22 protein-coding genes and 2 pseudogenes are annotated in these 22356 nt (G+C 60.7%); 14 read left to right on the top strand and 10 right to left on the bottom strand.

Features of this window, described 5'->3' with window-relative positions; all coding sequences use genetic code 11:
- The first annotated feature begins 19 nt into the window (after nucleotides 1–19).
- The 7 genes from CO660_RS06890 (at nucleotide 20) to CO660_RS06860 (ending at nucleotide 7203) form a co-directional block, all read left to right on the top strand.
- On the top strand, nucleotides 20–526 hold the full coding sequence (locus CO660_RS06890) for a hypothetical protein (RefSeq protein WP_097598100.1): 507 nt from the start codon (nucleotides 20–22) through the stop codon (nucleotides 524–526).
- Nucleotides 523–1695 (top strand): class I SAM-dependent methyltransferase, encoded by a 1173-nt coding sequence (locus tag CO660_RS06885; RefSeq protein WP_097598099.1) that lies wholly within the window; start codon nucleotides 523–525, stop codon nucleotides 1693–1695. Before CO660_RS06890 ends, CO660_RS06885 begins: the two co-directional genes overlap by 4 nt.
- On the top strand, nucleotides 1692–4052 hold the full coding sequence (locus CO660_RS06880; RefSeq protein ID WP_097598098.1) for a SpoIIE family protein phosphatase: 2361 nt from the start codon (nucleotides 1692–1694) through the stop codon (nucleotides 4050–4052). Before CO660_RS06885 ends, CO660_RS06880 begins: the two co-directional genes overlap by 4 nt.
- 3 nt (nucleotides 4053–4055) lie before the next feature.
- The gene (locus CO660_RS06875; protein ID WP_085778606.1) at nucleotides 4056–4616 is read left to right on the top strand and encodes a hypothetical protein; all 561 of its coding nucleotides are present in this window, start codon (nucleotides 4056–4058) and stop codon (nucleotides 4614–4616) included.
- A 7-nt stretch (nucleotides 4617–4623) separates the two neighbouring features.
- Nucleotides 4624–4962 carry a hypothetical protein gene (locus CO660_RS06870; RefSeq protein ID WP_085778607.1) on the top strand — a complete coding sequence of 113 codons (339 nt, stop codon included), beginning with the start codon at nucleotides 4624–4626 and terminating at the stop codon, nucleotides 4960–4962.
- A gap of 469 nt (nucleotides 4963–5431) precedes the next feature.
- Nucleotides 5432–6370, top strand: coding sequence for a sialate O-acetylesterase (locus CO660_RS06865; RefSeq protein WP_097598097.1), 939 nt, complete (start codon nucleotides 5432–5434; stop codon nucleotides 6368–6370).
- Nucleotides 6371–6570: 200 nt separating this feature from the next.
- The gene (locus CO660_RS06860; RefSeq protein ID WP_097598096.1) at nucleotides 6571–7203 is read left to right on the top strand and encodes a hypothetical protein; all 633 of its coding nucleotides are present in this window, start codon (nucleotides 6571–6573) and stop codon (nucleotides 7201–7203) included.
- Between the two features lie 303 nt (nucleotides 7204–7506).
- On the opposite strand, the gene CO660_RS06855 is transcribed toward CO660_RS06860, so the two are convergent.
- Entirely contained in the window at nucleotides 7507–8094 is a 588-nt protein-coding gene (locus CO660_RS06855; RefSeq protein WP_097598095.1) for a TetR/AcrR family transcriptional regulator, read from the bottom strand.
- 150 nt (nucleotides 8095–8244) lie between these two features.
- Here CO660_RS06855 and CO660_RS06850 point away from each other — a divergent pair, with 150 nt between their 5' ends.
- Nucleotides 8245–9006: an SDR family oxidoreductase gene (locus CO660_RS06850; protein ID WP_097598094.1), complete on the top strand. Its 762-nt coding sequence runs from the start codon at nucleotides 8245–8247 to the stop codon at nucleotides 9004–9006.
- Nucleotides 9007–9332: 326 nt separating this feature from the next.
- Here CO660_RS06850 and CO660_RS06845 read toward each other — a convergent pair whose 3' ends face one another.
- The gene (locus tag CO660_RS06845; protein WP_176536240.1) at nucleotides 9333–9821 is read right to left on the bottom strand and encodes a hypothetical protein; all 489 of its coding nucleotides are present in this window, start codon (nucleotides 9819–9821) and stop codon (nucleotides 9333–9335) included.
- A 169-nt stretch (nucleotides 9822–9990) separates the two neighbouring features.
- On the opposite strand from CO660_RS06845, the gene CO660_RS06840 reads away from it, so the two are divergent.
- From CO660_RS06840 to CO660_RS06830, 3 genes are all read left to right on the top strand, one after another.
- A complete protein-coding gene (locus tag CO660_RS06840; protein WP_097598092.1) occupies nucleotides 9991–10593 on the top strand; it encodes a hypothetical protein in 603 nt (200 codons plus the stop codon).
- 121 nt (nucleotides 10594–10714) lie between these two features.
- Complete coding sequence (locus CO660_RS06835) at nucleotides 10715–10981, top strand: DUF2277 domain-containing protein (RefSeq protein ID WP_097598091.1); 267 nt, start codon at nucleotides 10715–10717, stop codon at nucleotides 10979–10981.
- A 120-nt stretch (nucleotides 10982–11101) separates the two neighbouring features.
- A complete protein-coding gene (locus CO660_RS06830; protein ID WP_097598090.1) occupies nucleotides 11102–11488 on the top strand; it encodes a cupin domain-containing protein in 387 nt (128 codons plus the stop codon).
- A 169-nt stretch (nucleotides 11489–11657) separates the two neighbouring features.
- Here the strand turns inward: CO660_RS06830 and CO660_RS06825 are convergent, their stop codons facing one another.
- Together CO660_RS06825 and CO660_RS06820 are read right to left on the bottom strand one after the other, a co-directional pair.
- A complete protein-coding gene (locus CO660_RS06825; RefSeq protein ID WP_097598089.1) occupies nucleotides 11658–12104 on the bottom strand; it encodes a DUF4168 domain-containing protein in 447 nt (148 codons plus the stop codon).
- A 172-nt stretch (nucleotides 12105–12276) separates the two neighbouring features.
- On the bottom strand, nucleotides 12277–13140 hold the full coding sequence (locus CO660_RS06820) for a DMT family transporter (RefSeq protein ID WP_097598135.1): 864 nt from the start codon (nucleotides 13138–13140) through the stop codon (nucleotides 12277–12279).
- 179 nt (nucleotides 13141–13319) lie between these two features.
- Between CO660_RS06820 and CO660_RS06815 the strand changes: the two genes are divergently transcribed.
- Nucleotides 13320–14741: a PLP-dependent aminotransferase family protein gene (locus tag CO660_RS06815; RefSeq protein ID WP_097598088.1), complete on the top strand. Its 1422-nt coding sequence runs from the start codon at nucleotides 13320–13322 to the stop codon at nucleotides 14739–14741.
- Nucleotides 14742–15043: 302 nt separating this feature from the next.
- Here the strand turns inward: CO660_RS06815 and CO660_RS06810 are convergent, their stop codons facing one another.
- From CO660_RS06810 to CO660_RS06790, 5 genes and pseudogenes are all read right to left on the bottom strand, one after another.
- Nucleotides 15044–15445, bottom strand: coding sequence for a response regulator (locus CO660_RS06810; protein WP_085778621.1), 402 nt, complete (start codon nucleotides 15443–15445; stop codon nucleotides 15044–15046).
- A 10-nt stretch (nucleotides 15446–15455) separates the two neighbouring features.
- Nucleotides 15456–16842: pseudogene (locus CO660_RS06805) on the bottom strand (ATP-binding protein).
- 83 nt (nucleotides 16843–16925) lie between these two features.
- Complete coding sequence (locus CO660_RS06800) at nucleotides 16926–17840, bottom strand: esterase (protein ID WP_097598134.1); 915 nt, start codon at nucleotides 17838–17840, stop codon at nucleotides 16926–16928.
- Nucleotides 17841–18022: 182 nt separating this feature from the next.
- Nucleotides 18023–18661, bottom strand: a complete 639-nt coding sequence (locus tag CO660_RS06795) for a PQQ-binding-like beta-propeller repeat protein (RefSeq protein ID WP_097598087.1) — start codon at nucleotides 18659–18661, stop codon at nucleotides 18023–18025.
- A gap of 26 nt (nucleotides 18662–18687) precedes the next feature.
- Nucleotides 18688–19908, bottom strand: a complete 1221-nt coding sequence (locus CO660_RS06790; RefSeq protein WP_097598086.1) for a helix-turn-helix domain-containing protein — start codon at nucleotides 19906–19908, stop codon at nucleotides 18688–18690.
- 115 nt (nucleotides 19909–20023) lie between these two features.
- On the opposite strand from CO660_RS06790, the gene CO660_RS06785 reads away from it, so the two are divergent.
- Both CO660_RS06785 and CO660_RS06780 read left to right on the top strand, forming a co-directional pair.
- Nucleotides 20024–20821, top strand: a complete 798-nt coding sequence (locus CO660_RS06785; RefSeq protein ID WP_097598085.1) for a thioredoxin family protein — start codon at nucleotides 20024–20026, stop codon at nucleotides 20819–20821.
- 20 nt (nucleotides 20822–20841) lie between these two features.
- Nucleotides 20842–21048 (top strand): annotated as a pseudogene (locus CO660_RS06780) (hypothetical protein); the annotation flags it as partial.
- Between the two features lie 61 nt (nucleotides 21049–21109).
- Here CO660_RS06780 and CO660_RS06775 read toward each other — a convergent pair.
- A complete protein-coding gene (locus tag CO660_RS06775) occupies nucleotides 21110–22117 on the bottom strand; it encodes an SDR family oxidoreductase (RefSeq protein WP_097598133.1) in 1008 nt (335 codons plus the stop codon).
- Nucleotides 22118–22356 lie beyond the last annotated feature (239 nt).

Here is a 22356-nt window from a genome sequence, read left to right as displayed (position 1 = left end):
CAGACGAACGGAGGACATATTGGAAGAGGAAGCATCCCGCTTCGACGACCACGCATTTGTGCCGATGGTGTCACTGGAAATGAACGTTGCGATGTTCAAATCTCAATGGCAGTTTTGCGACGAGATTACCGAATATCTCTCCGATATCCTCGGCCAGGGTCATAGCGATCCGGCTCGCTATTCCAACTTTCTTTCGGTCGCTGCAAACGAGCTCATAGAGCTCGCCTTCCGCGCGACAAACGAACGGGGAAAGATACGTTTCAGCCTCTCACGCAACGCGACGTTCAACCGGCTGAGAATTGCCTTTCCTTGTGATGAGGAATTCCGCCGCAAACACACCAAGGTAGGATCAAGCGAAACAGAGCCTGGCCTCGACAACGGCTCCGGTCACCTGGTTACCAAGCCCAATGAGGCCTTGCTCAGTAACCTGGCGACGATATTAGGCGCCGGTATCCGCATCGAGAGAGACGGCGAGGACGGGATCGAAATCATTGCCGATTTCCCCTCGGCCGAGGATTTCCAATGAGCCTGCCTCCCCTGCCCTACACCGTGCGGTTTGATCCGACAAACCAGGAGCTCGTGTTGTCCGGCAAGATGCGGCCCGAAAGCACCGCCGAGATTGCCGATGCCCTCGAACTGATGCGGCAAAGTTTGGAAAGATACAGCGGCATCGTTTACCTCAATGTGAAACGCCTGACGCACATCAATATGACGGCCTTCGCCGCCCTCTCCGATGTCGTAGCGGCAGCCTGCCGAACCAGGCCGGAACGGCAGATCAGGATCATTACGTCGAGCGTGATGGCGTGGTCTGCCTCGCTGTTCGAGACGTTGACGACATCGCAACCCAACCTGTCGGTTGAAGTCTATGATTCGGCCTTTTATCCCGGGCAAAGCTTTGTCGAGGACGAGAGCTTCATTCCCATTCTGCGCACGCAGACGAAAATGACATGGCGGCACGAACGCGAACTCTTACCACGCCACGGTCTGCGCAACGGTCAGGTCATGGCCGATATCTGTTGTGGCATTGGTGATTTTGCGGCTCTGGTTCAACGGGAATTCAACCCGACGCGCCTTGTCGCACTGGACCACTCCGTGCGCAGTCTCGACTATGCCCGCAAGGTCGCCGCCGAGTTCGGCATGGATGGCATCGAGTACACCTATGGCGATGCATCACAGATGCTGCTTCGAGACAATCAATTCGATTTTGTAACCTGCCGGCACTCGCTACAGATTTTCGACCGCCCCGAGATGCTGCTGCGGGAGCTTTATCGTATCTGCAAGCCCGGCGGCCGTGTCTACATCACAAATGAAAAGAATTCGCATTGTTTGGGCGAGCCGCATGCCGACTCGATAAGATGGACCTACGAGGAAGTGGCAAAATTGTTCAGGCACTTCGACATGGACGTCGAGATGGGCCCGAAAAGCCGCCATCTCCTCCTCAATGCCGGCTTCGAGGACATCAAGGTCGACTGCTTCATGGTGACGAACCTTGACGGCGACCCCCAGGATTTCGCAGATATCATCGAAGCGTGGGAAAATGTCTATGCGGGTGAGATGGCGGTGCGCCGCGGCGACCCGCCGGATTTCATTCGCAAATTCCGGCAAGGGTTCAAGGATCATGTCTTTGCCGCTCTTCACCCCAAGGGTTATGCAGGCTGGCCGATCTGGGCAGCCTCTGGTCGAAAGCCGCTATAATGGATAGGGAATCATCGAAAAGACCGGTTGGACTGAGCTCGTTTCGGGCGAAATTCATCCTGGTCGTCGGTGGAGCCGTTCTCTTCGACTTATTGGTCAGCGGCGGGCTGGCGCTTTGGAATGTTCAGAGGCTGTCGCGTGACGCAACGCTGGAAGTCGGCCAGGGCCTCGAAGCTGCAAGCCAGGAATATATCCGCACCTATGCCGATTCGACCGCAGCCCAGGTGAACCTGCTCCTGAGGCAGGTTCACAACGACGTCGACACCTTGGCAGGCGTGCTGCAGGCGCAGATCGACAATCCCGTGCGCAATTCCGATGTCGGCGCGGCAATCGCCCGCACATCGCCGGACAGTGTCAGTCTGTCTTACGATGAGAAGGGGAAATGGTCGCAAAATGCCCCCGGCTCCGCTTCGGTCGTCAGCGTCTGGGGTTACCTGCTCGGTGAGGACCATCAGCCGAAACCCGAAATCAGGCGCGATATAGAGACAAGCGCGGTTCTCGATCTCGTTGCGCCGAGCCTGCTACAGCACGGCGCTTCAAAGCTGCAGATGTATTACATCGGACCGAGGGAACGACCGATCTTCAGGACGGCGCCCTATACCGATCAGGCTCAGACCTTCGACCGCCTTTATCCCGGGCATAACGAAGCTGATTTCTGGAACTTCTTTTTTCCCGGCCTGTATGAGTCCTGGCAGGGATGGGCCAGGGACATGAAAACGCGACCCGTCGCGGACGATATCACGCAGACGGCTCCCTATACGGATGCCATTACCGGCAAGCTAATCGTCAGTTTCTTTCATCCGCTCTGGACCGCCGACCGCAAGGACGTCGCGGGGACGGCCGGCGCCGATATCACGCTCGACCAGCTCGCCCAGACGGTTGAAAATGTGAAAGTGGCCCAGTCCGGCTTCGGCTTCCTGGCCATGTCCGACGGAAACGTGGTTGCGATCAACGGCACAGGCGAACAGACGCTCGGCCTGCGTTCTGCGAGCGGTGCGAGCGGAACCGGCGTGACCGGGCTGGAGCGTTCCTTGAAAGGAAGCGCGCAGCCTGCAATAGCGAAACTGGCTCTCGACCGGGAACAGGGCATTCAACATCTGCTGCTGCAGCGCGACGGCAACGAGGTCCCCTATATCGTCATCGTCAAGAAACTGCCTGCGACGAATCTCTGGTCCAGCGGCCCGGTTCGGCAGGAGGCGATGTTGCTGGGAGTGGTTGTGCCGGAACGGGAAATCGATGCCTCGCTCTATGCCGCCCAGGCGAAAATTTCCGAGGCCACCAACCGGATCGTGATCTATCAGATCCTGGCGATCTTGATGTCGCTGCTGATTGTGACGATCGCTGTGTTTGCGGCTTCGAAACGCATAACGAGCGGGATCAGCGCACTTGCGGGGGCCGCCAAGCGGATTCAGGCGCAGGACTATTCGGTCAGAGTGGCGATAACAAGCAAGGATGAGGTCGGTGCTGCCGGTGAAGCATTCAATCGGATGGCCGAACAGATCAGCTATCACACCGAAAATCTCGAGCAACTCGTCGAAGAACGAACGGCCCAGATCGCAGATCAGAAGGAAGAGATCTCGGCGTTGAATGCACAGCTCCAGCGAGAAAATCGCCGTCTCGGAACAGAGGTGGCCGTCGCTGAAAGAATCCAGCTCATGGTTCTTCCGTTGCAACAGGAGCTGGAGGAATTTCAGGACATCGAGATCGCAGCCTATATGAGACCTGCGGAAGAAGTCGGCGGCGATTATTACGACGTCTTGAAGAACGGAAAGCGGTTGAAGATCGGGATCGGCGACGTCACCGGTCACGGGCTCGAAAGCGGCGTGTTGATGCTGATGGTCCAGTCTGTCGCCCGCGCCCTTCAGGAGGCGGGGAACACCGACGCCGTCAAATTTCTGGCGGATCTAAACAGCGCCCTGTTCAAGAACTTAGTAAGGACGAGAATAGACAAGCATCTCACCCTGGCCTTTCTCGACTATGACGGCAAGGAGATGATCTTGTCCGGGCAGCACGAAGAAGTCGTCATCGTGCGGGCGAACGGTGAGATCCAACGCGTCGACACCATGGATCTCGGCATACCGATCGGCTTGGACGCCGATATTTCTGCATTCATCAAAACTCGTGAAATAACGTTCGAGAAAGGCGACCTCATCCTCCTGCATACCGACGGCGTAACGGAAGCAGCGAACGGCGCGGGGGAAATGTTTGGCATCGAACGTCTCTGCAGCGAAGCGCTTCGCTTGAAGGGTCAAAGCGCCGAGAAGGTCGTTTCCGGCATTGTCACGACACTGATGCACTTCATCGGATCGCAGAAGATCTACGACGACATCACGCTTCTCGCAGTACGGCATAGGTGAGACATGGCGCCCAAAATATATGGCATCGAATCTTTGGCGGAGATAAGCCTGGATTCTGGCGCTCGCCTGACATTGAGTGATGGGCCGCTTCAGCTTGGATGGAAGCATTCAGGAATGACTTCGGACTTCATAGCGGAGATCATGGCGCTGCCCTATTCCCGGTCGAGGAAAGATTACCTGCAGGCGCATCATGATATCGGATACCTCAGCAACGAGCTGATCGAAAATGCCGTCAAATTTCGACAGCCTGGCGAGATCCTTATCGAAGCCGACATTATCGATGGAAGCTTTCTGTTCAGGGTCAAGAATGCCATCGACGGCGCGACATCATCTCGCTTCCAGCAGCTCCTGCAGCGCCTTCAATCGAAGGAACCCGGCGCACTTCTTCTTGAGCAAATCGAAACCAACGCCATATCGCCGGAAAGTGGTTCCGGTTTGGGCCTGCTCACCCTTTTGAGCGATTACGATGCGAGAATGGCATGGACATTCGAAGAGAATAATGACGAGCATATCATACTGACGACGACTGCAGCTGTGGCGATGCCACCCTCCTCCAATCGGTGAGCGAAGAATGGAAATCAGCGACGAAAGCTTCCGCGTATGGGCGGAAAAAAACGAGGTGTATTTCGATGGCGTCTTCCGCCTGGCAGGACCGGACGCCTATGCGCCGATCTATTCATTGATAACAGGCCTTCTCCGTGAGGGACACAAACAGGTAACGTTCAACCTGACGGGCCTCGAATTCCTGAACTCCTCGGGCATCAACCTCCTGGCGAAGCTGACCATCGAAGCCAGAAAGATGGACGACCTGCTGCTCATCGTCAAAGGCACTAATCAGCATCCGTGGCAGGCAAAATCCCTGCCGAATCTGAAGAAGCTGCACCCGCTGCTCGATTTACGCCTGGCGTGATTTGCGGCAAACAACTCTCCTTCTTCATTCCTCTCTCGGGCTGACCCGCGGGAGATGCAGTCGCGCGCAATAATGCCAACGACCGCGGTGATGCCCTCCCAGATCGACCCTCCCGCGTCGACCCCACCAGTTGGCCGCGACGAATAGCCGGTGCTCTGCTCCCACGTTGTCCTCGGGCCACAATCTGTGATCGTCTTTCAGTGGACGAGCAACGGGAATTTTCTCCATGAAGCTGATGCTGCGGAGCACGATTTCTCACCCATCCGGATGATTGTAATCACTGGTCCGATCTATAGTTTAGAGCAGGTTTTTGGCGACGCCACGCGACTAGTCGACGATCGGGCTCGGATTTCGCGAAGAACTCTTTTTGCAAAGAGCATGCCCGAGCAAGCAGATGTGGCAGGTGTAAAGGAACTTTCGTGGCTGGACTAGCTTCGAATAGTCCGAATGATGTTTTAAAGGTAACAACATGCGTAAAACAGTAGCAGTCGGCCTGGCAGCCCTGATTGCCATGTACCTTCTCGGCGGCACGAGCGCGAGACATGAGATCTTTCCTTGGCCGCAACTTTCCGCGGCGAAGAAAATGGTAACCGGAGAGCAGGCGGCAGCTCCAAGCCGTTATACTTTCGACGATAAGGAACGACTCATTGCCGATGAATCAAAAACCGCTGTGACCTGCCCGACTCAAACTGATCGAACTGCTGTCCTACTCATTCTTGGCCAATCGAACGCGGCCAACTACGGTGGACAACGGCACCGATCGGATTATGGCGCTCGCGTTGTAAACGCCTTTGACAAACGGTGCTTCATCGCGGCGTCGCCGCTTCTTGGCTCGACCAATACCAAGGGAGAGTACTGGACGCTTCTTGGGAACAAATTGATCGCGTCGGGACAAAACGACAGCGTCGTCCTCGCACCTCTCGCATACGGCGGATCAGAGGTCGCACGATGGGCGACAGGCGGTGACCTCAATTCTATGCTTGTCGATACAATGAAACAGCTTCACGATTCCGGTTATCGGATAACGAGCGTCCTCTGGGTGCAAGGAGAGGCAGACCTCGTTCACGGCACGACCGGGGAAGCCTATCAAAAACATTTCATGTCGATGGTCGACACATTGCGTCAGCACGGCGTCGAAGCACCCGTTTACATTTCGATCGCATCGAAATGCCTGGAACCGAGCAACGGCGGCTTCAAGGAGCACATTCCCGACAATGCGATCGTACGGGCGCAACTGGCCCTATCAAGAAGTGGCCACGGTATCCGAGAAGGCGTCAATTCTGACGCGTTACTCGATGGAGACGACCGCTACGACGATTGCCACTTCGGGGGCACAGCCGGAGAGAAAGTGTCGCAGGCCTGGCTGAACCTTCTGCGTAGCGAGAGCCACCTGGAAAGCTCGCGATAGTCTTCCCTGAACCGGTTCTCGCGCCTTCGAGAGCTTCGACCATGGCCGCCCGCAGGCCGAGTCTCGTATGCTTCTTCTGGGACCATAGCCGGGGCCCTTCGCCAGACCTCCGTCCGATGTGCAGAGCGCGATAGCAATCTATCCTCCAAGTCAGATCTCGTCGTGCAGTTGCACGGCATCTGGTCTCATTGGAGGAAACGATGCGGATACCAACTTTAGCGTCCCTGGCCGTGCTTTCGCTGACGCTTGCAGCAAGCCCGGCAACGATTGCGGGGCTCGACATGAGCGCACTGGCAAAGGACGGCGGGAACGGCGGCGGCAATGGTGGTGGCAACGGCGGCGGTAACGGCGGCGGCCACGGAAACGGTGGCGGCCACAACAGCGGTTCAAACCACGGCAATTCCAACTCGTCAGCCGTGAGAGGCAAATCGTCCGAGGCACCGGGCAAGTCCAAATCTGGCAAGTCAGACACCGCAACGACCAGCACCAAGGAGAAGAACCTGTCGGCGCAGCTTGCCGGCCTGAATTCCTTGAAACGAAATTACAGGGCGTTGATGCATACATCGGACCCGCGCATGGCTGCCATATCGGCCTATGCCGTGGCTTATGCCCAGTATGAAATTGACAACGGTATCGAGCCTGCGGCCGACGATCCCCTGCTGGGCGATCAGGCGCTGGAGGACGCCTTGGCTTCCGCAACGAAAACCGGTCAGGTCAGCCCGGCGGTCCTGGATAAAGCCAAGACCATTCTCGGGGTCGGCGATGCCGACGGCAAGATTGATCAGATCCGCAGCTCGCTGGAAAACGCCGCGTCGGCGGCGCCAGACGAATAGCCACCTGGCGAGATGCGAGAGGTGCGAAGCCGACATTGCTTCGCACCGAACTAGGAGAGCATTTCCGTTTCTCTCTGCGTCCGGAAATGCTCTATTTTTTTGCCAGTTTGCCGGCGGCCCAAGCCTTCCTTATCAGCCATTACGCATGGGCCAGCTCAGCTTTCAGATGGGTGCGCCTTTTCTCTTCCACCCAACTGTCAACAGAAGGCGCAAAGTGCCGACAGGCGCTCGGTTGACGGATGCCTGGAGCAGCGTTGAAGGGCGTGCTTCGAGGCTCCGCCCTCTCGGGCTGCGCACATCGGCTCACCGCCCCACCGGCCACGTCGACAGCGCCTGCTCGGCGACAGCCTCGAGCGTATCTCGGGTGAAGCCGGCTTTGGCCTGGACCGCCATGCCGTGCAGCACCGCCATAAGGAAGGCCGCAAGCACGTCGGGTTTGGCGGTCTCCGGCAGGTCGCCCTCGGCTTTCGCCCTTTCGAAGCGCTCGCGAAGCTGGGCCTCGCTCGCAGCGCGCGCTTCGATCAGGGCCTGCCGTATGGGTTCGGCCTCATCCGATCCGGCCAGCACGCCATTGATGACGAGACAGCCCCGGTGGTCGGCAAAGCGCGTGTTGAGATCGACGGCGCTGCGGAGGATATGGGCGGCAACCTCCCGCGCTGTCGGTAGCTCCAGCGCGGCCGGGACATAATCCAGATGGCGCTCGTAATAGCGCGCCAGCGCCTGGCGGAACATCGCTTCCTTGTTGCCGAAGGCGGAATAGAGCGCCGGTCTTTCGACTCCCGCCGCCTCGGTCAGGTCGGCATAGGACGCGCCTTCGTAACCCTTGCGCCAGAAAACGCAGAGGACGGCATCGATCGCTTTTCCCACGTCAAATTCGCGATGGCGTCCCATCAGCTCGGCTCGGGCAATTTCATAATAGCCGTTATTAAATCTCTTGACGTAAGATGTCAAATTTCATACCGATCGTTATCGTAACATTCGTTATGAAACAGGCGGCGACCTGACGAACTCAGGCGCCGCCACTATGAAGGACGGATTCTCATGTCTGATATACTCAATGGCAAGGTTGTGCTGGTGACCGGCGGATCGCGCGGCCTCGGCGCCGCAACCACGGAAGCCTTCGCCGATCACGGCGCTGATGTCGCCATCAGCTACGCCGCCTCGGCCGACAAGGCTGCAGCGGTAGTGGAGAAGCTGAGGGCGAAGGGCGTTCGCGCCATCGCGGTCAAGAGCGACCAGGCAGACCTCGCCTCCGCCAAGCCGCTGATCGACCGGGTCATCGCAGAGTTCGGCAGGCTCGATATCCTCGTCAACAATGCCGCCATTGCCATCCAGGGCCAGAATATCGACGATCCTGCGCTCGACGGGGAGAAATATAACCGCCAATGGCAGGTCAATGTGCTCGGCACGATCGCCAACACACGGGCGGCAGCGCCGAGACTGACAGATGGCGGCCGCATCATCTTCGTCGGCTCGCTGCTCGGCTCCTACGTGCCCTTCCCCGGCGTTGCCGATTATGCCGGCACCAAGTGGGCGCTCGTCGGTTATGCCAAGGGCATCGCCCGCGAGCTCGGCCCGCGCAACATCACCGTCAACATCGTCCAGCCCGGCATCATGCCGACCGACATGGCAGCAGAGGTCGCCGGCGAACTGCCGAACCGCGACGCCATCCTCGACCTGCACCCGATCCGCCGCATCGCGACCCTTGAAGAAGTCGCCCAAACCATCTGCTTCCTCGCCGGCCCGCATGCGGGGTATATCAATGGCGAGCAGATCAATATCGCCGGCGGGCTTTCGATCTAGGTGTCAAAGGCCGCCCCTCACCCTAACCTTACCAGGGTCGAGCCACTCGTCTCAACCCCGTCCTTCGGACCCGCGCTTGCGGGGCGAGGGGACGTGCCCTTCGAGAGCGAGTGGAAACGGGGAGGTCGCCCCTTGTCCCTTCTCCCCGTCAAAAAGGGGGAGAAGGTGGCGGCAGCCGGATGAGGGGCTGCACTCCCACCCCGAGCGCGAGGATGGCCCGGACGATCGCCTGGATTGGGCATTGCTTTCAACCTCGGCCATGAAGCTCTTGTCGAGGGTGAGAGGAGCACGGCGTCTCCAGCGAGAAGCAGCCAGTGCCCAGATACTCACTGGTAATCGGGGATCCTGACGTTCCCTTCCGGCGTGTCGTACCAAGCTCGATAGATCTCGTAGGTCACCGCGCCCGAAGCGATCCCTTTGACCATTCTGCGGCAAACTTCCCTCGTCGCCTGCCCAACCGGTTGAGATGTCTCGCGCTCGACCTCGGCCTTCATATCGCCATCCATCTTCGCGATTGCCTTTTTCGCGCAGTTGTCGATGAGACGGCTGTGCGTCTCCTGCAACTGACGGATGATCGAGGCGTAATATTCGAACGTTTCCTCGTTGAAGCCGCTCTCATCGGCCACCGCTGCGCCCGCCCATCCAACGAGCAGAAAAACAAGCACCGAGCTGCGCACCAACAATCCTCCGGGGAACTTATGAACATGATCGCCTCCTGCGAAGCCGAAAGCGAAGTTTATTATCGCGATGCTTTTGCGGTGGCGATAAGCTCTTTTTTGACGAAATTTTTTACTTTGGTCTGATGGAATTATCAAACACTGTGTCGGTGGTGGACGGTAGCAGTTGGCGGATTATTGGATAAGAATGCGTATCCGCCGGTTCATGATCTGGACGAAGACAGCGGAGTGGATGGGACGGCTTGAACAAGATGGAGCAATTTGACCGAAGCACCATGGTAGCGGATTTGCATGAGAGATATCTGGGATGTCGATCTTGCTAAGAAATCTGTCGCTTCTGGTCGGAATAACTTTAGCGGTGCCGGCCCTTGGCAATTGCTTGACCGCCAATGAGACCAAACAGGGCGTGCTGCTGACCAGAGAAGAGCCTTTCTATTCCGTCTTCTACAAGCCGGACGGCCCGGTCCTCACCGAACAACGACTGATGGAGCGTGACCGTTCGCTGCAGCCGGCATCGGTTGTCTATCTCCACCCCTTGCTCGTCGAAAAGAGAGTGACTGCCAACGGGACGCATGAGCTGAAATACGCGAATGCGATTGCGTTGGACGATCTACCAGAGAAGAAGAACTGGCAATCCGGCACCACGCTTTTCATCAATGGCAAAAAATCCGTTTCCGGGACGACGTCTCTTAGGTTCGACGGCTTCGGAGAGGAAACGATTGGATCTTGTTCCTACAAAGTCTGGGCCATCAACAGCCGTCTGAAATTGGCGGAATTGCCTCCGATTATTTTCGAACAATACTATTCCCCCGAGCTTCATCTCGTTCTTCGTTCGGTAAGGCTAAACCCCTCCAACCGGCCGTTGAGCGAGCTTCGATTTGATCGGTTCCAAATCGGCTGGGGCAACTAGGGGGACATTGTGTCCCCTCTATCATCCCAGAAAGCCAGTTGCAATTCACGCCCATGCGACTACCTTTCATACGAGGCCCCTCTCCCCTCAGCGGCAAGCAGAAACGACCGTGAGCAAAGCCATGTGCCGAAACATAAAACCCCTGTTCAATTTCGATCCGCCGGCGACGGACGAAGAGATTCATGATGCCGCGCTCCAGTTCGTGCGCAAGCTCAGTGGAACGACCAAGCCGTCGAAGCGCAATGAGGCCGCGTTCGAACGCGCGGTCAGCTCGATCGCTGCCTGCGCCCGCGAAATGCTCGATTCAATGGAGACGTCTCAACCGCCTCGCGATCGCGAGGAAGTGGCGGCGAAGGCGCGCGCGAGATCCGCGATGCGGTTTGCGTAACTCGCAGATACACAAGCATACAAAAATACGGGTTCTTCGACACATGCCTGGTTCAATCATCGACTGAAATGGCGTCGCGGCCAACGAGCCGGAAACGACCAATTCAGGAAGGATGACACAATGAAAACGATCCAGGCCATGGTGCTCGCCCTTGCTCTCGGCGGCGCGGCGGCAGCGCATGCGGAGCAGCCGATAGAGCGCACCGACCTCATCAAGAACGATATCGACGTGCCGGGCCACGAAGTCGTCCAGGTGCGCGTCGATATCGCTCCGGGCGTGCTCGCACCGAACCACTCGCATCCCGGCGAAGAGGTCGCCTTCGTGCTCGAGGGCACGCTGGAATATAAGCTAGAAGGCAGGGAGCCGGTAACGCTGAAGGCCGGCCAGTCCCTGTTCATTCCCTCCGGCGTGGTGCACTCGGCAAAGAACGTTGGCAGCGGCAAGGCATCGGAATTGGCGACCTATATCGTGCGCAAGGGTGAGGCGCTCGTCGTGCCTGCCAAGTGAGGTCACGTGAGATTAGGGCGGGCGCTTGGAACTCGGTCCGCCACTTCGATTTCGGTCATTTCACGCCCGAGGATTGGAAAACTGCGTGCCGAGGTTTTCGACCGGCGCTGCGGACCGGGCCGAAGCAGCGCCCGGCCAAATGGCGGGGCACTGCGCCTTAGACGGCAGCCTATCGCTGCTGCTGCGCCGGCGGCGGGGTGCCGATCTTTTCCAGAACCTTCTTGGCGAGCGCCGGGTCGCTTTGCGCGGCGGTCAGGATCGAGGAATATTCCTCGACGGAGATGTCGGGAGAGGCCTGGACGGTTTCGACCATCTGCTTCTTGGCTTCATCCTGCAGCTTCTGCTTCGAAGCCTGATCCTTCGTAGCGTCGATCTTGGCGGAATATTCCTGCCTGACTTTATCGACCTGCACGTAGGCAACGGCAAAGGCCTCAAGTTTCTGATCACTGACAGGGGAAGCCGCACCGGTACCGCCCTGTCCTTGCATGGGCGCCTGGCCCTGTGCCGGCGGCTGCTGTTGTGCCTGGGCAAGCTCGGTCGCAGATGCCGGGCTGAGAGCAAGCAGGCTGAGCACCGCGGCCGTCATCGTTGCGAGGGATGTATAACGAGTGATCATTTTCATTCCTTTTCCGGTGATTTTGGACGGCAGCAAGACCGCCTCGGTCGATCGCTCAGCCGCTCAAAAGGCTGGCGAGGTCGCAACGATGAAGGCTGAAAAGGGCTCGGTGCGGCGATAACAGGGCCATTTGCTGACGATTGAGCGGCAGCTTTGTGGCCTGAGGCAGCCACTACCTCGCGAACTTCCGCGCGCCCATCACGCAGAGAATGACCGCAACCGTCACGCCGAGCATGGCCCACGTCACCGGCTCGTGCAGCAGGGTGGCGGCGAGCGCCAGACCGAAGAAGGGCTGGAGCAGCTGCAACTGGCCGACGGCGGCGATGCCGCCCTGCGAGAGGCCGCGATACCAGAAGATGAAGCCGATCAGCATCGAGAACAGCGAGACATAGGCAAGGCCGACAAGCGCCGGCGTTTCTATTCCGGCGAAACTTGCCGGCCGGTAGATGAACGCGACGGCGATCATGATCGGCAGCGACAAGACCAGCGCCCAGGAAATCACCTGCCAGCCGCCGAGCGTGCGCGACAGCCTGCCGCCCTCGGCATAACCGAGACCGCAGGCAAGGATTGCCGCAAGCATCAGCAGGTCGCCGACCGGCGAGGCCGTCAGGCCTTGCGTCAGGGCAAAGCCCGCCACGAGCGTACTGCCGAGTATTGAGAACAACCAGAAGGCCGGCTTCGGCCGCTCGCCGCCGCGGATGACGCCGAAGGTGGCCGTTGCAAGAGGCAGCAGACCGACGAAGACGATCGAATGGGCTGACGTGACATGCTGCAGCGCCAGCGCGGTCAGCAGCGGAAAGCCCACCACGACGCCGAGCGCGACAACGGCGAGCGAGAGGATATCGCGCCCGGCCGGCCGCCTCTCACGAAAGACGATCAGCAGGCAGAGCGCCAGCAGCCCGGCGATCGCCGCGCGCGCAACGGTCAGGAAGACGGGATCGAATTGCGCCACCGCCACGCGCGTCGCCGGCAGCGAACCGCTGAAGATCACCACACCGATCAAACCATTGACCCACCCTGCCGTCATTCGCTCCATCATGCATTCCTTCCGAGATGCATGCCGTCGAAACCCTGCGGCCTTGAGAGAACGGCATGCATAAACAATAAGCTGAGGCGCGTTAGTTGAATCGAATTCGCAAGAACGGGCCGTCCAGTCTTATTCGCCAACACCGATAGCCCGACAGTGACGGTCTGATACGATTTTGCAAAACTGTTATGGTTCAAAAGGCAGTACGGATGAAGGAAGAGATAACGGGCCGCACGCGCGTCGAGATGGTGATGACGACGATCCGGCAGCGCATTGCCGGTCGCAGCCTGACGCCGGGGGCAAGGCTGCCCTCGGTGCGCGGCCTCGCAGCCAGCATGAAGCTCTCGACTTCGACCGTCGTCGACGCCTATGAGCGTCTGGTCGCCGAGGGCGCGATCATGTCCCGGCCGGGCTCCGGCTTCTATGTCGCCAATCAGGCTGCCCCCTTCGCACTGACCGAGGCCGGACCGAAGCTCGACCGCGCCGTCGACCCCTTCTGGATTTCGCGGCAATCGCTGGAGGCGGATGAAGCCGATCTGAAGCCCGGCTGCGGCTGGCTGCCGCCCTCCTGGCTACCCGGCGAGGGCGTGCGCCGGGCGCTCAGAACGCTTGCGCGCGCCGAGGGGAAGGCCCTTGCCGATTACGGCTCGCCGCTCGGTCTGCCGCCGCTGCGCCAGCTGATTTCGCGGCGCATGGGCGAGCGTGGCATCGAGGCCTCGCCGGATCAGATCCTGCTCGCCGAGTCCGGCACGCAGGCCATCGACCTTCTCTGCCGTTTCCTGCTCGAACCCGGCGACACGGTGCTGGTCGACGACCCCTGCTATTTCAACTTTCACGCACTGCTGCGCGCCCACCGGGCGAAGATCGTCAGCGTGCCCTATACACCGTCAGGCCCCGATCTCGAACTCTTCGCACAGACGCTCGCCGAACATCGGCCCCGGCTCTACATCACCAATTCGGCCATCCACAATCCCACAGGCGCGACACTCTCTCCCGTCACGGCCCACCGGCTCCTGAAATTCGCCGACCAGTTCGATCTCACCATCGTCGAGGACGATATCTTCGCCGATTTCGAATATGTGGCCGCGCCCCGCCTCGCCGCTTTCGACGGGCTCGAGCGGGTCATCCATATCGGGAGCTTTTCCAAAACGCTTTCGGCCTCCGCCCGCTGCGGCTTCATCGCCACCAGGCCCGAATGGATCGAGGGCCTCACCGACCTCAAGATCGCCACCTCCTTCGGCGGCGGCCGGATGATGGCCGAGCTGGTGCTCAACGTCCTGAGCGACGGCGGCTACCGCAAACACATGGAAATGCTCAGGCAGCGGCTGGCGCGCGCCATGAGCGAAGTCTCCGCGCGCCTAAAGAGTTTGGGGATAAAACCCTGGCTTGAGCCCCAGGCCGGCATGTTCCTCTGGTGCCGACTGCCGGACGGCCTCGACGCAGCTGATGTCGCGCGGGCGGCGTTGCAAAAGCGGATCGTGCTGGCGCCGGGCAATGCGTTCAGCCTGTCGCAATCGGCGACGAATTTCATGCGGTTCAATGTGTCGCAGACGCTGGATGAGAGAGTGTTTGCGGCGTTGGGGGACGTGTTGGGAAAGGCCGCACGATAAAGCTTACAACACATCCCTCGGAAAAACGGTGAGGACATCAGAGCGACCGAAAGGTCATGCAGTGGGACACTCCCCTCTGACCTGCCGGCCATCTCTCCCACAATGAGGGAGATTGGCTGGAAGCGCCGGCTTCCCCAAACAATAAGCGCCGCAAACTGCGCAACGTTAGTGATGCGCGAAGGTCTGGCCTCCTGCCGATCTCCACCCTTGTGGGGGAGATAGCCGGCAGGCCAGAGGGGGTGCCACACAGCACGCCGGTAGAATCAGCCAACGATTTCGGACGCGCTGGTCTCGCCCACCCATCAAAACGACCGATTGAGCGCCTTATCGTTCTCCAGCCGCGTCACGCAGCCCTCCAGCTTGGCAAGCAGCAGGTCGAAGTCGAGCGGCTTCGTCAGATAATCCGCCGCCCCGGCCCGCAGGCCGGCGAGCGTGTTTTCCCGGTCTGTCAGCGCCGTCAGCATGATGAAGGGAATGTTGGAGAGCTCCGGATGATTGATCTGGATTTCCGCCAGAAGCTGATGCCCATCCATAACAGGCATGGAAATGTCGCTGATGACGATATCCGGCCATTTCGACAGGATCATTTCCAGGCCTTCGGCGCCGTTCGAGGCCTCGAGCGTCCTGTAGCCAGCTTCGTTCAACTCTTCGACGAGGAGATTCCGGATCTCGACTTCGTCTTCTATGCACAGGACTGTAACCATAAGCTCTTCCTTAAGCTGCGACTTGTTGATCCGACAATAGAGATTCTATTGGCAGAGAAATGGCAAATGTAGTGCCCTTGCCAAGCTCGCTCGTCACCTCGACGGTGCCGCCGTGGAGCTCGACGACCTGCTTGACGACGTTGAGGCCAAGGCCGGTTCCGGCAATGCCCGTCGCGCTGCGGGCGCGATAATAAGGTTGAAACAGTTTCGGCAGATCATCCGCGTCCATGCCGATGCCGCTATCGGTAATGGTGATTTCCACCATTTTCTCGTCAACCCGCGCGCACATAAATATCAGGCTGATCGGGCGAATATTTGACGGCGTTCGAAATCAGATTGGTGAAGACCTGCTCCATCGCGCTTCGGTCGAAGGTCAATATGCCAGGTATGAGCTCGAGATCGAGATGAAAGACATGCGAAGGGCTAAGCTCGCGCTGTCGATCGCAGCAGGTGATGAGCAAGACTTTCAGATCACCCTCGCTCCGCTTCAGTATGATCTGTCCAGTTTCGAGCCGGCCGCTGGCAAGGATGCTCTCCATGAGATCGACCATGCGCACCACCGCGCTGCGGATCACTCCGGCTTTTTCGTGAACATACTCACCGCTGACGTTGGTCGTCGAGCGGCAGAGCCGCTGGGCGGCCGCGTCGATGATGGCAAGCGGCGTTCGAAATTCGTGCGAAGCCATGGCGACGAACTGGCGCTGCAGCGCATTCACCTGGCGTTCGTGCACCAGCAGGCGGTCCAGCTCCTGCCTTTGTCTTTCGATTTCGGCCGTTCGGTCCGCCACCATCTCTTCCAGATGGTTGCGGTGGTGGGTGAGCTCGGCCTGACTTGTTATCGCCGGTCTGTTGCCGATCATGATCGTGCGTACCCTGGCCAGGTGGCCAAGCGGTTCGTCACCGGTCCTTTTGCGCTCGACGAGAGCCGCCCGCATCTCGCCGGCCAGGGCCGTCATTTCCTCGCCGTCGTCGCTGCCGAGGCGCGGCGGCATGGTGTCCGTCCCGTCGCGAAACGCAAACAGCAGGCGATTGCTATCGTCGAAGATATAGGTTCTGTCGTGTCCGAAATATTGGCTCGTCCAGCGGCCGACATTGTCAAGCAACCATTCATGGTTCCGCTGCTTGGAATAAAGGAAGGCGTCGCCCCATTTGGCGACGCTTTCCTGCTCCCGGGGAAGCGCGTTGATCTGCTCTGCCAATCCCTGGCGGACGAAATCGGCCTGCCGGCGCAGGTAGAAATCATCGACCTTCACCGCGGCGAGCCAGGCAAATCCGCACAGCAACACGGCCGCCGCGCAGGTGAGTGCCACCAGAACGAGCGTGATGTGCGATGTAAGCCCGACCTTCAATACTCGCAACCTTTTGATGGTGCCCGTTGCCTGAAAATTGACACGCAAAAGTTGACGGAGAGTGAATTATGCGCTCCAGTCCGGGTGTCTCGCTATCTTCCAAGGAGAGCTTGTGGACGTTGCCACTCCCCCTATCTGGCGAAAGCCTCGAACGGATTCTCGTGGGTCAGGCGCATCAGAGTCCCGTCGTCCACGCCCCGCCGTTTCAGCTCCGGCAGCAAGACCGTGGAAAGATGGGTGTACGGCTTGGGTGTCCCGCCCATCGGCAGCGCCGGATCGAACCAGCCCCGGTCATGGCTCAACAACAGGCGGTCGCCGCAGCCCGCCTCCAGCGCCTTGATCACCAGCTCGGCCACCTCGTCGTCCCCGGCGCGGCCGACATGGTCATATTCGATCCAGGCGCCTCGCTCGGCAACGGCGACATTATAGCCGAAGTCCTTCTCTTCCTGCGTGTGGATCGAGATGAACCTGTCGGCCCGATAGCCTTCCGCCTCGATGACGTCGAGCTGATCCATGACGACCCGTCCCCTGATCGTATGGCTGCCGATGACCGCACCTGTCTGCGCCGCAGCGCGCGCGGCTGCGCGCAGGATTTTCGTCTCGAGCGCCGTCATGCCGTCATCGCCGGCGCTGAGCTTGATCCAGCCTGCCTGGAACCCGGTCTCGCCGATGCCATCCGTCAGTTCGCGCAGCATCCACGTCTCCAGCTCCTTCTCGGAAGCATGGCGGACCCATTCGGGAATCCAGGGCTCGCGGTAATTGCCAGTGGGAACGACGATCGGAAAATCCGTCGCGAGCGACACGGCAAGATCGATATCCGCACGGCGTCCGACACCGCCCGTCGAGCATTCCACAAGTGCGGTCACCCCGAGCTTCTTGATCTTCTCGATTTCGGGGGCCATCAGCCGAACAACGTCTTCGATCTCTGCCTCGGCATAACCCGGCTGGTCCGGTGTTCGGAGGTCGACGAAGACGTGCTCGTGCGGGAGGATCATCCCAAGTTCGGATTTGCTCTTGGGCCCGAGCGTCGTGCGCAGATGTTTCAGAGTCTTCTCCCCCGACAAAGCCTTGACACTGCCGCGAAACTAGATCGTCGGGTGGCGAAATCAATCGCTCACCCGATCGAAATTCTGACAACGTGACGCTTGATGCGGACTTCCGACTTGGCAGCCGAATTGTCCGCGAGCTGACCGTCGCTGGAAAAGATATGCCGTATCGGCCCCTTCGGCTATTTGCCCTTCGGCCGGCTGATGGCGCGGATCTTGCCGCTGCCGCCTCCGCCGCAGAAGAAGCGGCCGGCGCCGTCGGATTCGAGGCCCGAGACGCCGGTGCCCTCGGGCATGTCGATCCGCTCCAGCACTTCGCCCGTCTCGGGATCGATGCGCCTGACGTCGCTGTCGTCGCCCTCCCAGGTGCCGTGCCAGAGCTGGCCGTCGACCCAGGTGACGCCTGTGACGACGCGGTTGGATTCGATGGTGCGCAGGATCTTGCCGGTCTCGGGATCGATCTGATGGATCCGGCGGCCGCGATGCTGGCCGACCCAAAGCGTGCCTTCGGCCCAGGCGAGGCCGGAATCGCCGCCATTGCCGGGCGCGGGAATGGTGGAAAGGATCTGGCCGGTCTTCGGATCGACCTTGTGAATGACGGTCTCGGCGATCTGATAAAGGAATTGCCCGTCAAAGGCCGTGCCGGCATGGGAGGCGACCTCGATGGAACGCACCACCTCGCCGCTGTCGGGATCGAGTTCGTTCAGCCTATCGCCCGAGGCGAACCAGACATGCCTGCCGTCGAAGGTGACGCCGTTGACGCGGTCGGCATCCGGAAAGGGTCCATATTCACGCAGGATCGTTGCAGCCGATGTCTTCATCTCTTCCTCCTTGTGAGTTGCCCATACTAGTCGCTCGGCAACGGCCCGGGGAGTAACAAGATCGTCGGGAAAAAGGAGAGCGGCGGGCTCATCCAGCGGCGCGCCCGCCCGCGCCCGATCGCCTGTGCCTTGCCCTCGCCGGCGAGCGAATCCAGCGCCCGCTGCACGGTCCGCGGGCTGGCGCCGAGCGCGATCGAAAGCGCCGAACTCGACCACGCCTCGCCATCGGCCAGAAAGGCGAGCACCGCTCCGTGCGGTCCTTCCATGAGGGGTGCGAGCACGGCAATCTCGCCGGCGCGGCCGGGCGAAATGGCAAAACCGCGTTTCGTCGCCGAGACTTCCGCCAGCCCGGCAAGCGCGGCACGCAGCCGGCCGATCTCGACGCGCAGCCGGGCACGATGCGATTCATCGGCATGTTTGCCGCGAAAGGCGCGCGCAATCAGCGTGCCCCGCGCCACATCCGCAGGCCAGGCCTCGGCCAGGATGCGGGCGAGCGCAAACAGGACCGGCCGGCTCGCCAGCGGCACGACAGCACCGGCATCGCGCACGACATGGCGGCAGGCGTCGACGACGAGCGCGCCGCTCGAAAAGAGCGCCTCCACCTGCCCGAGCAGCAGCGGGCGCTCGTCTCCGCGTGAAATCAGCCGCGCGGCCGGCGTATCGAGCACATGGGCTGCGGTTTCGACCTCCGCCGATAGGGCGGGGATATCGGCCTGCCGCGCCGCAAGCCGTGCCCGGTCGATGGCGGCGCGCGCCGCCTGCGTCTTCAGGCGCCGGACCGCGATGCCCGATGCGACCAACTCGTGGGCGGCCCGCAACTTTGGCGGCAAGGGCATTGGGTCGAGGCGGCCAAGCGCCTGCTCGGCCTCGTCGAGCCTGCCGATCAGCACCAGCCGGCGTATGGCGACATTGCCGGCATGAGCGGCATTGACCCTGTCGCCATGCGCTTCCAAAACCTTGCGCGCCGCTTCCAGCGCCTTGACCGGCCAGGTGAGGTCGCGCGAGACGAGGGCGATCTCCGCCTCGGCGACGACGCAGCGGGCCCGCGCCACCGCCTCGCGCGGCCCGAAGGCGCGCGCCGCGCTCTTCAACAGCGCCTTGGCGCGGACGAGATCGCCGAGCTGTGCCATGGCGATGCCGCGCAGGGCCAAAGCAGGCGCATCGTCGCGCAGCGCCACCCGTTTCAGGGCACCGAGCGCGTCGCCCGATGCCAGCGCCAGTGCGGCGGCCGTGATCAGCGAGTCCATTTAAATCCCGTCATACTTGTCACTCCACCATTCGCCCGTCCGGCCGTAATCTTCTCTCGACCGGCAGGCAATCCGCGCCGGATGCTACGACGAGAGACAGGCAAAGGAGAAGACCATGACGGCAGTGCTCAACGCAACCCGCGAGCAATGGCTGGCCGCGAGACTCGATCTGCTCGAGGAAGAAAAGGAACTGACGCGGCGAAGCGATGCACTGGCGGCCAAACGCCAGCAGTTGCCCCGTGTTCGCATCGACAAGGACTACCGCTTCGACACCGAAGGCGGGCAAGCCTCGCTGAAGGATCTTTTCGGCGGACGCTCGCAGCTTCTGATCTACCATTTCATGTTCGGGCCGGATTACAGCGCCGGATGCCCCTCCTGCTCCTCGATCGCCGACGGTTTCAACGGCTTCTTCGTCCATCTGGAAAACCACGATGTCGCCTTCTGGGCCGTCTCGCGCGCGCCGCTCGCAAAGCTTCTGGCGTTCCGGCAGCGGATGGACTGGAGCTTTCCGTGGGCCTCGTCGGCCGGCAGCGATTTCAATGCCGATTTCAGCGTCTGGTTCAGCCCGGAGCAGCAGCGCCGGGGCGAGATCGAATATAACTACCGCCGCGAACCGCCCGCCCCTCAAGCGCCGGCGGGCAAGGCAGTGCCGGAATGGCAGCCGCGCGGCAGCGAGGAGCCCATCGTCCAGATCGCGTCCATGACCGGCACCGACGTTTCCACCTATACCCGCGACCGTCCCGGCGTCAGCGCCTTCGAACTGATCGACGGCGCCGTCTACCACAGCTATTCCAGCTATGCGCGCGGACTCGACGGGCTCTGGGGCATGTACCAATGGCTCGACCGCGCGCCCAAAGGCCGCAACGAAACCGGCATCTGGTGGCGCCACCACGACCGCTACGGCAAGGAGTGACCGTCATGGCGCTGGCTGCCTCCGACTACCTCTCGCTTGCCGCCGCCCCGACATTTGCCATCATGGCACTGCTGACGGCCGCAACCGGCAGCCCCGACATGATCTGCATGACCACGCCGGATGCCCTCCCGATCGGCGGGATGGTGCCGATGTACCTGCTGATGAGCGGCTTTCATCTGGCTCCGTGGCTAAGGCTCGCCGGCAGTCAAAGGCTGGGCCGCAGATGATGGTTCAGCCCTCACAAGTCCGTTTATGGCGTGGGCAAAGCACCCACGCCATCTAACCTGTCTACCAAAACCTGTGCCGACTGCCCAAGGCCAGCCGCCGGCGCGGGTACGTCCTCGGCCCAGCAGCCGCAAGCGCCAGCACGGCGACAGCGACAAGGCCGAGGAGGAGCGGCGCCGAATATCGGCGCGGCGATCGCAGTCCGCCGTCAATGCGGGCGGTATCGGTGGAGGGCCGGTAGAGATTGCCGTCGCTTTCGACGGCGCGCGGCGCCCGCTTGAAATAGGCAGCCATCAGCCGGCCGAGCGTCCTGGCGGCGAGATTAGGCGCCAGCAGATGGGCGAGCCGCGTCGCAGTTGTGACCACGCCGACGGTGGTGGTTGCGCGTGGCGATCTGGCGACGCCGACGATCGCCTCGGCGACCCGGCGCGCATCGAGCACCGGCGGCGGCGCGGAAACCTGGCGGCCGACATAATTGGCGCCGTGCCTGAGGCCAGGCGTATCGACGAAGGCGGGATAGACGTCGCAGACATGAATGCGCGGCTTGTCGGCGACCTCCGCCCGCAGCGCCTCGGAGAAGCCGCGCAGGCCGAATTTGCTGGCGCTATAGGCGGCCGCGAAAGGTGCCGCCGCAAAGCCGCCGAGCGAAATCATGTTGATAAAGACGCCCCTGTCCTGCTTCAAGAAGATCGGCAGCACCGCATGGGCATCGTTCATGTGGCCGATCAGATTGGTGCGGATGATCTGCTCATGCGCCTCGATCGGCGTTTCCTCGAACCGACCGACCGCGCCGACGCCGACATTGCTCACCCAGACGTCGATATCGCCGAGAGCCTTTGCCCTGTCGGCCAGCGACCGCACGGCAGCAGGCTCGGTAACGTCGGTAACAACGGAAATCGCCTCCGCACCCAGACCCCGGCACGTCTCGGCAACCTTTTCCAAGGCCTCGCCGTTGCGGGCCGCCAGCACCAGCCTGCTTCCGCGCCGAGCGAATGCCTCGGCAGTGGCCTGACCGATGCCGCTCGATGCTCCCGTAATGACGACCACTGCATTTTCGAGATTGATAGACATCGTTCCGCCTCTCTGCCTGGGGAAAGCGCCGGCGCCACAGCGCGCATCCATCAAAGACCTCCGTGAAAGCGGAGTTCCCGAATGACGACCGCTGCCTGCATACTCGGCCCCGGAAAAGCGACTCGTTTCCCGATATTTGCGAGCATTGTCTCGCATCCCGCTTCTGCAAGAGTCGCCGGCCAAGCGCAGCGTTCCATCCGGTTACGATTGTCTTGCGCACCGAAACTATGCGATGACCA

Origin of the sequence: Rhizobium sp. L9, from assembly GCF_002531885.1 — a bacterium.
Classification (GTDB): Bacteria; Pseudomonadota; Alphaproteobacteria; order Rhizobiales; family Rhizobiaceae; genus Rhizobium.
Note: the sequence above shows the minus strand (reverse complement) of the source record. Positions and strands in the feature narration are given on the sequence as shown.

Coding starts and splice junctions, on each gene's coding strand:
- CO660_RS06815 (WP_097598088.1), top strand. CDS start 13,320: ATGGTTCAAAAGGCAGTACGGATGAAGGAAGAGATAACGGGCCGCACG.
- CO660_RS06865 (WP_097598097.1), top strand. CDS start 5,432: ATGCGTAAAACAGTAGCAGTCGGCCTGGCAGCCCTGATTGCCATGTAC.
- CO660_RS06775 (WP_097598133.1), bottom strand. CDS start 22,117: ATGTCTATCAATCTCGAAAATGCAGTGGTCGTCATTACGGGAGCATCG.
- CO660_RS06860 (WP_097598096.1), top strand. CDS start 6,571: ATGCGGATACCAACTTTAGCGTCCCTGGCCGTGCTTTCGCTGACGCTT.
- CO660_RS06810 (WP_085778621.1), bottom strand. CDS start 15,445: ATGGTTACAGTCCTGTGCATAGAAGACGAAGTCGAGATCCGGAATCTC.
- CO660_RS06855 (WP_097598095.1), bottom strand. CDS start 8,094: ATGGGACGCCATCGCGAATTTGACGTGGGAAAAGCGATCGATGCCGTC.
- CO660_RS06885 (WP_097598099.1), top strand. CDS start 523: ATGAGCCTGCCTCCCCTGCCCTACACCGTGCGGTTTGATCCGACAAAC.
- CO660_RS06850 (WP_097598094.1), top strand. CDS start 8,245: ATGTCTGATATACTCAATGGCAAGGTTGTGCTGGTGACCGGCGGATCG.
- CO660_RS06795 (WP_097598087.1), bottom strand. CDS start 18,661: ATGAAGACATCGGCTGCAACGATCCTGCGTGAATATGGACCCTTTCCG.
- CO660_RS06875 (WP_085778606.1), top strand. CDS start 4,056: ATGGCGCCCAAAATATATGGCATCGAATCTTTGGCGGAGATAAGCCTG.
- CO660_RS06835 (WP_097598091.1), top strand. CDS start 10,715: ATGTGCCGAAACATAAAACCCCTGTTCAATTTCGATCCGCCGGCGACG.
- CO660_RS06785 (WP_097598085.1), top strand. CDS start 20,024: ATGACGGCAGTGCTCAACGCAACCCGCGAGCAATGGCTGGCCGCGAGA.
- CO660_RS06840 (WP_097598092.1), top strand. CDS start 9,991: ATGTCGATCTTGCTAAGAAATCTGTCGCTTCTGGTCGGAATAACTTTA.
- CO660_RS06820 (WP_097598135.1), bottom strand. CDS start 13,140: ATGGAGCGAATGACGGCAGGGTGGGTCAATGGTTTGATCGGTGTGGTG.
- CO660_RS06870 (WP_085778607.1), top strand. CDS start 4,624: ATGGAAATCAGCGACGAAAGCTTCCGCGTATGGGCGGAAAAAAACGAG.
- CO660_RS06830 (WP_097598090.1), top strand. CDS start 11,102: ATGAAAACGATCCAGGCCATGGTGCTCGCCCTTGCTCTCGGCGGCGCG.
- CO660_RS06790 (WP_097598086.1), bottom strand. CDS start 19,908: ATGGACTCGCTGATCACGGCCGCCGCACTGGCGCTGGCATCGGGCGAC.
- CO660_RS06825 (WP_097598089.1), bottom strand. CDS start 12,104: ATGATCACTCGTTATACATCCCTCGCAACGATGACGGCCGCGGTGCTC.